Raw genomic sequence first — 11,712 nt, forward strand, 5'->3', positions numbered from 1 at the left:
CATGTCAGAGGCGTGTCAGGTTGGGGTCAGCATGGGCTCCGAGCAGTTGCCCGGGACGTACTGATCTCCGATCATGAGCTCGGCCGGCTGGTGGCGGGCCATTCACGAATCGGGGAAGGGGTTCTGCGCTTATGCCCGGCCTTTCGGCGCGTGACGCGGTCCGTGATCAGAGCCCGGACAGCGATGCGCCGGCCGGCAGGTCGATCCGGTCGCGGGACTTCAGCCTGTTCCTCACGGCACGGGCGGCCGCCCGGCTGGGCGAGACCATGCTGCCCGTCGCGCTGGCCGCGGGGCTCCTGCGCGTCGGCTACGACGTCGGCGCGGTGGGTCTGGCGATGGCCGCCCCACTGGCCAGTTTCGTGGCGCTGATCATCCTCGGCGGTGTCTTCGCCGACCGGTTCGACACCCGGCGGCTGATGATCGCGGCCGACCTGGTCCGGGTCGCCACGCAGGCGCTCACCGCCCTCCTCTTCTTCTCCGGCCACGTGGTGCTGTGGCAGATCTGCGCGATCGGAGCGGTGAGCGGCGCGGCCATGGCCGTCTTCCAGCCCGGTGTGGCCAGTACGATCCCGGCCCTCGTGGACGACGTGCAGAAGGGCAACGGCGCGATCCGGGTCGCGGAGTCGGTCATGGCGCTCGCGGGTCCCGCGCTCGCCGGCCTGGCCGTCGCGTTCTCCTCGGCGGGCGGCGTCTTCGTCCTGCATGCCGGAACGTACCTGCTCAGCGCGGTCTGTCTGCTGCTGATCCCGCACCGGCCGCGGGCGACGCCCGGCAAGGAGCGCGCGACCGGCGTCCTGCGCGATCTGAGGGACGGCTGGCAGGAGTTCACGTCCCGCACCTGGCTGTGGAGCGTCATCGTGATCTGGTGCGTGCTCACCCTCACGGTGTGGGGGCCCGCGGTGCCGCTGGTCGCGGCGAGCGTGGTCGAGGAGCACGGGCCGCGTTCCTTCGGCCTGATCACTTCCGCGCTGGGAGCCGGCACGATCCTCGGCGGACTGCTCGCCCTGCGGCTGCGCCCCTTGCGGATGCTGCGCGCCGGCGCCTTCGCCTTCGCCGGTTTCGCCCTGTACCCCGCCTCTGTGGGCTTGCAGTTGCCGGTACCGGTGATCGCGCTCTGCATGGCCGTGGCGGGCGCCGGGATGGCGTTCTGGGGAGTGATGTGGGCCACGAGCATCCAGACCCAGGTGCCACCGGCCGTGCTCAACAGGGTCTCCGCGTACGACCTGGCGGGTTCGCTGGTCATGCTGCCGGTCGGGCAGGCGCTCGCGGGACCCGCCGCCTCCGTCTTCGGAGCACGCCATGTCCTGCTGGGCAGCGGGGCGATGACCCTGGTCGTGTCGGCGGCCCTGCTGGCCGTCCCGGCCGTGCGCCGGCTGCGCCGGATCGACGCCCCCGCGGACAAGTGAGCCGCCTGGCGTCCGCCACCACCCAGGTCCGCTCGGCGGACACCGCCCACGTGCTGGCCCTGTTCCGCCCGCTCGCGGTGGCGCTCACCCCCGCGGAGCACGCGCGGGCGGCCCGGTTCGCCTCGCCGCTCGACCGCGACGACTACCTGGCGGCCCACCTGCTGGTCCGCGCCTGCGCCGCTGCCGCCACCGGGTCGCAGGCCACAGAGCTCTCGTACACCCACGTGTGCCCCGACTGCGGCGCGACGGACCACGGCAGGCCCCGGATTCCCGAGCTCCCGGAGCTGTCCGTCAGCGTGAGCCACACCCTGGGCCGGGTAGCGGCCGCCGCGGGCCCGGGGAGGGTGGCCGTGGACATCGAGGGGACCTCCCTGACCCCCGGCCGCCTCGCCGCGGCGTACCGGATGCTCACGCCGACGGAGCGGGTGGCGGTCGAGGCGGCCCCGGATCCGCGGGCGGCCGCGGCGCTCCATTGGACCTACAAGGAATGTCTCGTCAAATGGGGTGACTCGGCCCTCCACGGCACGGGAGGCATCGAGGCTCCGCCGCTGGCCCGGCGGGGCGGCCCCCTCCGGCTGGCGGACCGCTGGCTCTGGACCTGGGTGGACGACGCGAACGGAACGAGCGGAACCAGCATGACGTCCGAGCGTCCCGACTTCGCGGGAGGGGGCACCTCTACTCGAAGGCCCTGACGGCCTGGTAGTAGGTCCACGCGGTGCCGTCGCAGGAGGCCTTGCGGGCGCCCGAGTAGCGTGCGCAGACCCGCTTCAGGTCGGCGTGGAACATCTCGTCCAGCCGCGGCTTGGCCGCCTGGAACTCCCCCGCCGCCTTGTAGTTGCGGTAACCGAAGTCGTGCCGGGCGCAGGCCGTCCGGAAGGGGAAGCCGAAGGGATTGTCCGGGGACGTGGTGCAGTAGTCGGTGGTCCAGTCGAAGCCGTACGGCTCCCACTCGCCCCGGTTGCCGCGCGCCGCGGCCCAGGCCTCCTGGCTGGCCGCGGCCGGCTGCGTCCAGCCGCTCAGCACCTGCGGCTTGTCCTGCGGCACCAGCGGGGCCTGCCGGGCCGCGGACGCCGGGGGCGCGAAGGCCAGTACGGCTGCCACGGCGGCGGAGAGGAGGCCGGACACGCGGGCTCCGGTCCGGGTGGGGGCCGGCGCGGGGGCCGGGACCGGGGCGGCTGGGGCGGGGCGGCGGGGCACGCATCCTCTAACGAGGGTGGCCGTCACGGGTGTCGGGGCGCACGCGCGGGCGCCCGGCTTCGGCCCTGCGCGGGATCCGGGTCCTGTGCTCGTGATCGGAACCGGTACTCAGGTATGAGCCGATGTCACCCTTCCGGCAGAGAACCGGTTCAGCCTCGGGAGGGACGCGGACTACGGCCACCGCCGCGAATACTCGTGAACATGAACCGCCGTCCTCTCGTCATCGTCGCCGCCACCGTCGGAGTCCTCGCCACCGCTGCCATCGCCCTGCCCAACCTCCCTCCCAACCCCCTGACCGACACGATCAACGACCGGGTGTTCAAGGAGAGGGGCATGCGCTTCGCGACGGCCGCCGACGCTCCGACGGGCGGGGAGGCCACGCGCGGCGAGGCAGCCCGTGGGGGTGCGGCACGCGGGGGTACGGCACGCGGCGAGGACACGTGGGTGCTGCCGCGCTGGGTGCCGAAGGACGCGACCGACGTGCGAATAATGGCGCGCACTGACGGCAAGGCGCGGCTGCTCCGCTTCACGCTGGGCGCGACCCCGCTGGACGGCCCGCAGTGTTCGGCGGGCACGCCGAGCAAGCACGCGGGGACGAGTCTGGCGGCCAAGTGGTGGCCGGCGGGCACCAGGGCCGAGGAGCGGCCCGAGTGCCGTGGCGCCTACCAGTACCAGGTCACCGTGCGCGGCAAGGAGGTCTACGCCTGGACCGACGGCACCCTCTCACCCGGGGCGGGGACGCAGGACGGCGCTCCCGTCCGGCAGGTGTCGGTGACGACCCCCTGAGCCATGACCACCCGGTGTCCTCAGCGACGCGTGCGCAGCTCGCGGGCCGCCGAGAGTTCCGCGAGACGGGCCCAGTGGGGGCGCAGCCAGTCCTCCGGTGAGGCGGCCGTCGGCAGGCCCCTCGGCAGGGTGTCGTGGAAGGCCGTGGTCTCCGGTTCGGCGGTCCGGTGGTGTGTCAGGATCCGCGGTTCTGCAGGACCGTCCGTGGCCACGACCACGCTCCGCAGGAACATGGCATTGGCCACGAGCAGCCAGTGGGTCCTGCCCGCCGGGTCGGCGTCGCAGCCGCCCCCGTCGCCGCTCGACAGCGCCCAAGGGTCCGGGGCCACGTACCGCACCCGCCCGACACCGGTGAACTCGGCTGCCGCCGCGCACATCGAGCACGGCTCCTGGGTGCTCCACAGCGTCGCCGTGCCCAGGTCCCAGCCCGTGCGGGCGGCGCCCAGCGCGTTCATCTCGGCGTGCGCGAGCGGTGTCCCGCGCAGCGGACCGGTGCCCGGGCCGTCCTCGTACGCCTCGTTGCGCCCTTCCGCGACCGGCTTCCCTTCCGCGTCCGTCAGACGGCACCGACCGCCAGGCCGCCGGCCGCGAGCGACTCGTAGGCGAGGGCGAGCGCCCTGCGCAGTGGCTGCGGCGCGGCGCGCCATTCCGTGTCGAAAGCGTGCTCCCCGTTGATCATCCGGCCATTGTCGCCAACACCTTTCGCGGCCGCCCCGGACACTGCCTCGCCGCTGCCTCGCTCTGCCTCGCCACCCCGTTCGTCGCCCCCGGCGGTGCCTCGCCGGTCATCGGCAGGGGCGCCTCATTCGTCGCGGCCCTCCTGATCGCCCCCGGCACCGGTATCGCCCTCCGCACCGCTGTCCACACCCGTATCCGCACCCGTATCCGCACCGCTATCGTCGCCGTCATGGACATCCGCCCCGCACGCACCGTCGCCGAACTCCAAGCCGCGGAAGCCCTCTTCGACGGGCCGGCCCGCGCGGACTGGTCGGAGCGGTTCCTCGCCGCCCCGGGGCACCTGATGCTGATCGCCTACGTGGACGGCGTACCCGTCGGCATGGTCTCCGGCATCGAGATGATCCACCCCGACAAGGGCACCGAGATGTGCCTCTACGAGCTCTCCGTGGACGAGGCCCACCGCCGGCACGGCCTCGGCCGGGCCCTGACCGAGGCGCTCGGCGCCGAGGCGGAGTCGCGCGGCTGCTACGGCATGTGGGTGGGCGTCGACACCGACAACGAGGCCGCGCTGGCCACGTACGGGGCGGCCGGCGCCCGCGACGAGGGCGTCTTCAGGATGCTCGGCTGGCCCTACGCCCGGTAGCCCCCGGCGCCCCCCGGGGCGGCGTGTCGTGGGGCCAGTCGGCGCACCCTCCGCGCGGCCGGCCCGTGCCTCGCCGAGCATCGGCGGCATGACCGCATTCACCGCGCTGCTCCCGGCCGCCGCCCTGCTGGCGGCGGCCACCGCCCTGCCGCCGTACGCCTCCCACGCCGCAGCCGCCACCCCCGACGCCCCCACCGCCCCCTACGTCGTCGTCCTCAAGGACGGCGCCACCCGCGGCTCCGCCGCCGCGGCCACCCGCGCGCTCGCGGCCGAGTCCGAGGCCGCCGGCGACAGCGTCGGCGTCGTCTACGACACCGTCCTGAGCGGCTTCGCCGTCCGTACGACGGCCGCCCGCGCCACCGAACTCGCCGCCGATCCCAGAGTTGCCTCCGTGGAGCCCGACACGGTCTTCCGGATCGACGACGACACCCCCCTCCCCGGCACCGCCCCGTCCGGCACCCCCGCCCCTGCCCCCGCCCCCGCCGCCGCTCCGCTCGTCCAGACTCCCGCGCCCTGGTCCCTGGACCGGCTCGACCAGAGCGCGTTGCCGCTCGACGGCTCGTACACGTACCCGGCCAAGGCCGAGGGGGTCACCGCGTACATCGTGGACACCGGGATCAACACCCTGCACCAGGAGTTCGGCGGCCGGGCCCGCTGGGGCGCCAACGCGGTGTTCACGGAGGGCGCCACGGACTGCAACGGCCACGGCACGCACGTCGCGGGGACCGTCGGCGGAGCCACCTACGGGGTCGCCAAGGGGGCTTCGCTCGTCGCCGTGAAGGTCGCGGACTGTCGCGGGGACGCGGCGCTGTCGGCCATCACCCGGGGCATCGACTGGATGGTGAAGGACGCCCTCAAGTCCCCCGCCACCCCGGCCGTGGCCAACATGAGCCTGGGCGGCAGCTACAGCTTCGCCCTCAACCGCGCGGTGACGCGGGCGATCGCGTCCGGGATCACCTTCGCCGTGGCGGCGGGCAACTCCGGCGAGAACGCCTGCACCGGCTCCCCCGCCGGGGTCCCGCAGGCGCTCACCGTCGGCGCGACGGACGCACTGGACCAGCGGGCCTCCTTCTCCAACTACGGCGCCTGCGTGGACCTCTCCGCCCCCGGCGTGGCCGTCACCTCCGCCTGGAAGGGCTCCGCCACGGCCCTCGCCCGCGCCTCCGGCACCTCGATGGCGGCCCCGCACGTGGCGGGCGCCGCCGCCCTGGTGCTGGCGCGCGGCCTGGCGGCCGGCGGCCCGCGCCAGACGCCGGCCCAGGTGGCCGAAACCCTCGTACGGGACTCCGTGCGGGACCGGATCACGGCCCTGCCGACCGGGACGCCGAACCTGCTGCTGCACGTCCCCTCCGACAAGTAGCCGGGCGAGGAACAGCCCGACGAGCAGCCCGTACGGGACCCTCCGCCGGCGGCGCCTCCCCGCCCCGGCGGACCCCCGCGGACCGCGGCCGGCCGCCCCGTCGGCCCCGTTCGGGAGCCCGGTCCGAAACCCCACCCGCCCCACCCGCGCCGCCCCGGGCCCATGGGTATCCGCCCCTCCGCTCCACCCGGCCTGATGGCACATCAATTTCTGTGTGCTTCGGGCGAAAGCAAGTCATTGACTTCTCAATCCCGCGACGCGTCAATGTCGGCCACCGCACCGGCTCGACCTCCCCCACACAGCGGGTGGGGGGAGGGTTCGTATGACGAAGGAGTCGCGACCCAGTGAGTACAACGTTTCGACGAAGAGTTCTGGCCGGGGCTGGCGCTCTGTCCCTGGCCCTGACGGGCGCCGTGGTGGGTCTGTCGGGCACCGCGCAGGCCGCGACCAAGACGACGCCCGTCCAGATGGACTGCGTCGCCCCCGCGCCCCAGCCGGGTGGTTCGGGCACGCAGAACTACACGATCACGCTGCCCGACGGCGCGAAGGCCGGCGACGTGGTCCCGATCACCATCGACCCGGGTCCGAGTCCGGTCATCCCCGGCTTCGCGGTGACGACCACCAACGTCTCCAAGATCACCCTCAAGGTCGGTTCGACCCTCCAGACGGTGGTCAGCCCGCCCGAGACGGTCAACGTGACGCCCGGCGTGCCCCTCGACCCCGCCGGCTTCTCCGGCACCGTCAAGATCCCAGACGGTTCCGAGGGCACCACGGTGGGCGTGGCCCTGGACCTGGCGGTGACCGACGCGAGCCTCATGGGCTCGGTCTTCACCACCACCTGTACGCCGAACCCGCGTCCGAGCGCCTCGCTCGGCTCGGTGGCCGTGGAGGCCCTGCCCAAGGACCCGATCACCACCAAGCTGTCGCCCAACAGCGGCGAGGCGGGCCAGGAGGTCGTCGTCACGGGCGCCAACTTCCCGGCGGGCGCGGTCACCTGCTCCGCGCTCAAGAACGGCACGCCCACTGGTGACACGGGTACCGGCACGGCCAACGCGGCCGGCGTCGCGACCTGCAACATCATCGTCAACCAGGCCGCCGACACGCTCAAGATCGACGGCTCGATCCTCCCGTACAAGGCCTACGTCTTCATCGTCAAGGCCCCGGGCGTACAGAACCCGGTCGACGTCGAGGTCCTCCCCGGCCCGCTGGCCATCGGCCCGCAGGCCGGCAACCCCGCCGTCAGCTTCGGTTCGGTCACCATCAACGGCAAGTCCCAGTCGGTCGTGGGTCAGTTCACCGCGATGGCCGTCCAGGACTTCCGCGGCGGGACCCTCGGCTGGGACGTCTCGGCGACCCGTACGCCGTTCCTGAACTCGGTCACCGGACACTCCATGGCCACGGCGCAGATCGGCATCCAGCCGACCTGCAAGGTGACCAACCCGGCCAGCCCGAGCGCCTGCACCGCGGGTACGCCCGGTGCGATCTCGGACGTCCCGCTGAAGGTCGCCTCGGCGGCCGCGGGCGGCGACAACCTGACCGGTGGCGAGTTCGAGATCGGTGGAGCCGGAATGATCCAGCTCCCGCCGTTCATGTTCGCGGACACCTACCAGTCGGTCGTCACCTTCTCGATCGCCTGACCCGTACGACCCCGCTCCACCCCGGGTGGTGCGGCGCTCCGGCGCCGCACCACCCTTCCGCGCACCACCCTCCCCCGTCCGGCCCGACTGGAGAACCGCCCATGCGCACCCGCACCCTCCTCCTCGGCCTGCTCCTCGGCCTCGCCGCCCTGCTGCTCCCCGCCCTCCCCGCGACGGCCGCGGACAACGGCACCTGGGGCGTCTTCCCGACGCCCCCGGCCGGTGCGGCGATGACCGACCGCGCGTACTTCTTCCACCAGGGCGAGGCCGGCACCACCATCAGCGACAGCGCGACGATCGTGAACTCCTCCGACAAGGAGCTGACGTTCCAGATCTTCGCCACCGACGCCGTCAACACCCCGGTGGGCGGCGGCTTCGCCCTGCTGCCGGTGGAGACGAAGCCCAAGGACGTGGGCACGTGGGTCGTCCTGCCGCCCGAGACCAGGACCACTGTCACCGTGCCTCCCAAGGGCCGCAAGGACATCCCGTTCTCCGTGAAGGTCCCGGCGGACGCGACGCCCGGTGACCACGTGGGCGGGATCGTCGCCCTCAACACCGCCGTGGAGGGCATCCAGCAGGAGGGCAAGGTCCAGGTCGGGGTGAAGCGCCAGGTCGGCGCCCGGATGTACTTCCGGGTTCCCGGGCCGGTGACCCCTGGGCTGAGCGTGGAGGACGTGAAGGTCAGCCGGGCGGCGCCGCTGCTGCCCTGGGTCAAGGACGCCCGCGCCAAGATCACGTACTCCCTGGTCAACCGGGGCAACGTGGTCGTCGAGCCGAAGGTGACGGTCTCCGCCGAGGGGCTCTTCGGCCGCCGCGTTCTCGACCGGCCGGCCCGTGAGCTGAAGCTCGTGCTGCTGCCGGGCCAGCGGATCGAGCTGACCGAGGAGTGGGCGGACGCGCCCCAGTCGGACTGGGTCACCGTCGACATCACCGCCGGAGCCTCGGCCTATCCCGACCTCGTCTCCTCCTCCACCACGGGGTTCCTCGCCGTGCCGTGGACCGCACTCGGCGCCCTGCTGGTCCTGGCCGGCGCCGCCATCGCCATCCGGGTGCTGCGCCGCCGCCGTCGCGCCGCTGACGTCGAACGTCCGGAACCGGCACCGGACTTGGCTGAAGCGCGCTGATCGGCAAAGGTGTCCCCAGGTGACGGCATCCGGCCATCGCCGGGCAGGCGAAGGCGCCGGGGGGGGGCACCACACATGGCACGACAGCACGGCGAAGCGGGGACCGGCCGGCCGGCGTACGGAACCGTTCCCGCAGGCCCGCCGGCGGATCCCGCCGCCGCGGGGATCGGGCTGCTGACCCTCGTCGAGCGGACGCTGGGCACGGGCACCGCGGTGTACGTCCCGGGGGACGGCTGGATCCGGCTCACGCTCCCGCTCGACGACGGCGGTCCGGCCCCCGTCACGGTGGACGTGGTCGCGGACACCCGGCGGACCCCGCGCGGGATCGCGTACCTCCTGCCGGGAGGCGGGCTGAACTTCGGCTCCTGCTTCTTCACCCCGTCCGACCTGAACCTCGTCCACCGGATGCGCCGCGAGGGCCTGCTCGTCGTCGGCGTCACCCCGCGCGAGGACGCCGCGACCGCGCAGGACATCGGGCCCGACTGGGGGCTCGCGGCGCACCGCCGGGATCTGGCCTCCGTCGTGGAGGCGCTGGACGGGGCGTTCGGGCTGCCGTACCAGTACGTCGGGCACTCCGCCGGGGCCCTGCTCGCCCTGGACGCGGCCTCGCACGACGACTCGCCCCGCCTGACCCGGGTGGTGGCCCTGGACACGACCGGCCCCTACTCCGGCGACCTGGCCGTACGGGCGGCCCAGACCCGGACCGCGTACGAGGCCCGGATCGAGCGGGGCTCGTACGCGACGGACCCGGGTCTGGCGGCGGTGCTCGCCCGGGCGGTCACGGATCCGGCCGGCTCCTCGGAGGTCCCCTGGCCCCCGGACCCGGAGCTCCGCTTCACCCACGCCGGGCTCGCCCACTTCGTGCTGGTCCGCACCTCCCTGCTGCCCGGCCCGGCGAACTGGATCTACACGCAGGGCCATGCCGCGGGCTCGTACTCCTTCGGGGCCACCCCGGCCGCGGACCGCTTCGCCCTCGCCCACACCACGCTCGCCACCTGGCACGCGGCCACCGCCGCCCTCGGCAGCGGGCTGATCCCGGACGCCCTGCTGCGGGACCTGGCCGCGGTCTGGGCGGGCGAGGGGAAGACGTACGCGATCGACTGGGAGCGGATCTCCGCCGAAGTGGTGTGGATCAACAGCGAACTGGGCCGCGGCGACCACTCGCGCGGCGCCCGCCTGATCCGAGTGGGCGAGGGCCCGCAGCCGCGCCGCGTCCGCTTCGCCGTCGTCCCGGGGTACGGACACGGCGACCCCCTCTGGTCGCGGACCGCTGCGGCGGACGTCTGGTCGCTGTTCTGAGCCCGGCCGGAAACGGGCCCGCCCCCGCGGTGAGGGTTGCGGGGGGGCGAGCGGTCCTGCTGGGCGTACGGGACCGGGCGGTCAGTGGTTCCGCGGGAAACCGAGGTCCACGCCGGCCGGGGCGTCCGACGGGTCGGGCCAGCGGGTCGTGACGACCTTGCCCCGGGTGTAGAACTGGATGCCGTCGTTGCCGTAGATGTGCAGGTCGCCGAAGAGCGAGTCCTTCCAGCCACCGAAGGAGTGGTAGCCCACCGGCACCGGGATCGGCACGTTGACGCCGACCATGCCCGCCTCGATCTCCAGCTGGAAGCGCCGGGCGGCGCCGCCGTCACGGGTGAAGATGGCGGTGCCGTTGCCGAACGGCGAGGCGTTCATGAGCGCCACGCCCTCCTCGTAGGTGTCCACGCGCAGCACGCAGAGCACCGGGCCGAAGATCTCGTCGCGGTAGGCGTCGGAGTCGGTCTTGACGTTGTCCAGCAGCGAGAGGCCGATCCAGTGGCCGTTCTCGTTGCCCTCCACCGTGTAGCCGGTGCCGTCCAGGACCACGTCGGCGCCCTGCGCGGCCGCGCCCGTCACGTACGAGGCGACCTTGTCGCGGTGGGCGGCGGTGATCAGCGGGCCCATCTCGGAGGCCGGGTCGTTGCCGGGGCCGATCTTGATCTTCTCGGCGCGCTCGCGGATCTTCTCGACGAGGGTGTCGCCGATGGAGCCGACGGCCACGACCGCGGAGATGGCCATGCAGCGCTCGCCGGCCGAACCGTAGGCGGCCGAGACGGCGGCGTCCGCGGCGGCGTCCAGGTCGGCGTCCGGCAGCACCAGCATGTGGTTCTTGGCGCCGCCCAGGGCCTGTACGCGCTTGCCGTTGGCGGAGGCGGTGGTGTGGATGTGGCGGGCGATCGGGGTCGAGCCCACGAAGGAGACGGCCGCGACGTCGGGGTGCGACAGGAGCGCGTCGACGGCGACCTTGTCACCGTGGACCACGTTCAGCACGCCCGCCGGCAGACCGGCCTGGCTCGCCAGCTGCGCCAGCAGCGTGGAGGCCGAGGGGTCCTTCTCGCTCGGCTTGAGGATGAAGGTGTTGCCGCAGGCCACGGCCAGCGGGAACATCCACATCGGCACCATCGCCGGGAAGTTGAACGGGGTGATGCCGGCGACCACGCCGATCGGCTGGCGGATCGAGGAGACGTCCACGCGGTTGGACACCGAGGTGGACAGCTCGCCCTTGAGCTGCACGGTGATCCCGCAGGCCAGCTCGACGATCTCCAGGCCGCGGGCGACCTCGCCCAGCGCGTCGGAGTGCACCTTGCCGTGCTCGGCGACGATCAGCTCGGCGATCGCGTCGCGGTTGGCGTCCAGCAGGGCGCGGTAGGCGAACAGCACCTTGGTGCGGGCGGCCAGGGAGGACTGCCCCCAGGACAGGAACGCCTCCTTGGCGACCTGTACGGCCGCGTCGACCTCGTCGGCGGACGCGAGGGCGACCTGCGTGGTGACCTCGCCGGTGGCGGGGTCGGTGACCGGGCCGTAGTTGCCCGACGCGCCCTCGACGGTCTTGCCACCGATCCAGTGGTTGACGGTCTTCATG

The 11,712-nt window shown here is 73.4% G+C and carries 12 protein-coding genes; 8 read left to right on the forward strand and 4 right to left on the reverse strand.

Annotated elements, in window-relative coordinates; all coding sequences use genetic code 11:
* Positions 1-131 precede the first annotated feature (131 nt).
* Together OG435_RS17045 and OG435_RS17050 are read left to right on the forward strand one after the other, a co-directional pair.
* Positions 132-1,406, forward strand: coding sequence for an MFS transporter (locus OG435_RS17045; RefSeq protein ID WP_266877696.1), 1,275 nt, complete (start codon positions 132-134; stop codon positions 1,404-1,406).
* Positions 1,403-2,098 carry a 4'-phosphopantetheinyl transferase family protein gene (locus tag OG435_RS17050; RefSeq protein WP_266877697.1) on the forward strand — a complete coding sequence of 232 codons (696 nt, stop codon included), beginning with the start codon at positions 1,403-1,405 and terminating at the stop codon, positions 2,096-2,098. The genes OG435_RS17045 and OG435_RS17050 overlap by 4 nt, the downstream gene beginning before the upstream one ends.
* Here OG435_RS17050 and OG435_RS17055 read toward each other — a convergent pair.
* On the reverse strand, positions 2,082-2,507 hold the full coding sequence (locus tag OG435_RS17055) for a phospholipase (protein WP_266881808.1): 426 nt from the start codon (positions 2,505-2,507) through the stop codon (positions 2,082-2,084). The genes OG435_RS17050 and OG435_RS17055 overlap by 17 nt on opposite strands.
* Positions 2,508-2,804: 297 nt before the next feature.
* On the opposite strand from OG435_RS17055, the gene OG435_RS17060 reads away from it, so the two are divergent.
* Entirely contained in the window at positions 2,805-3,389 is a 585-nt protein-coding gene (locus OG435_RS17060) for a hypothetical protein (protein ID WP_266877698.1), read from the forward strand.
* 20 nt (positions 3,390-3,409) lie between these two features.
* Here OG435_RS17060 and OG435_RS17065 read toward each other — a convergent pair whose 3' ends face one another.
* A complete protein-coding gene (locus OG435_RS17065) occupies positions 3,410-3,949 on the reverse strand; it encodes a deaminase (RefSeq protein ID WP_266881810.1) in 540 nt (179 codons plus the stop codon).
* The gene (locus tag OG435_RS17070; protein WP_266882315.1) at positions 3,946-4,068 is read right to left on the reverse strand and encodes a hypothetical protein; all 123 of its coding nucleotides are present in this window, start codon (positions 4,066-4,068) and stop codon (positions 3,946-3,948) included. Before OG435_RS17070 ends, OG435_RS17065 begins: the two co-directional genes overlap by 4 nt.
* Before the next feature lie 228 nt (positions 4,069-4,296).
* On the opposite strand from OG435_RS17070, the gene OG435_RS17075 reads away from it, so the two are divergent.
* The 5 genes from OG435_RS17075 to OG435_RS17095 all read left to right on the forward strand — a co-directional run bounded on the left by OG435_RS17075 (position 4,297) and on the right by OG435_RS17095 (position 10,130).
* Entirely contained in the window at positions 4,297-4,710 is a 414-nt protein-coding gene (locus OG435_RS17075) for a GNAT family N-acetyltransferase (protein ID WP_266881812.1), read from the forward strand.
* A gap of 88 nt (positions 4,711-4,798) precedes the next feature.
* Entirely contained in the window at positions 4,799-6,070 is a 1,272-nt protein-coding gene (locus OG435_RS17080) for a S8 family peptidase (protein ID WP_266877699.1), read from the forward strand.
* A gap of 344 nt (positions 6,071-6,414) precedes the next feature.
* Complete coding sequence (locus tag OG435_RS17085; protein ID WP_266877700.1) at positions 6,415-7,707, forward strand: hypothetical protein; 1,293 nt, start codon at positions 6,415-6,417, stop codon at positions 7,705-7,707.
* Positions 7,708-7,808: 101 nt separating this feature from the next.
* Complete coding sequence (locus OG435_RS17090) at positions 7,809-8,831, forward strand: WxL protein peptidoglycan domain-containing protein (protein ID WP_266877701.1); 1,023 nt, start codon at positions 7,809-7,811, stop codon at positions 8,829-8,831.
* A gap of 75 nt (positions 8,832-8,906) precedes the next feature.
* A complete protein-coding gene (locus tag OG435_RS17095; protein ID WP_266877702.1) occupies positions 8,907-10,130 on the forward strand; it encodes a hypothetical protein in 1,224 nt (407 codons plus the stop codon).
* A gap of 81 nt (positions 10,131-10,211) precedes the next feature.
* On the opposite strand, the gene OG435_RS17100 is transcribed toward OG435_RS17095, so the two are convergent.
* Entirely contained in the window at positions 10,212-11,711 is a 1,500-nt protein-coding gene (locus tag OG435_RS17100) for a CoA-acylating methylmalonate-semialdehyde dehydrogenase (RefSeq protein ID WP_266877703.1), read from the reverse strand.
* Position 11,712 lies beyond the last annotated feature (1 nt).

This window comes from Streptomyces sp. NBC_01264 (assembly GCF_026340675.1).
GTDB lineage: Bacteria > Actinomycetota > Actinomycetes > Streptomycetales > Streptomycetaceae > Streptomyces.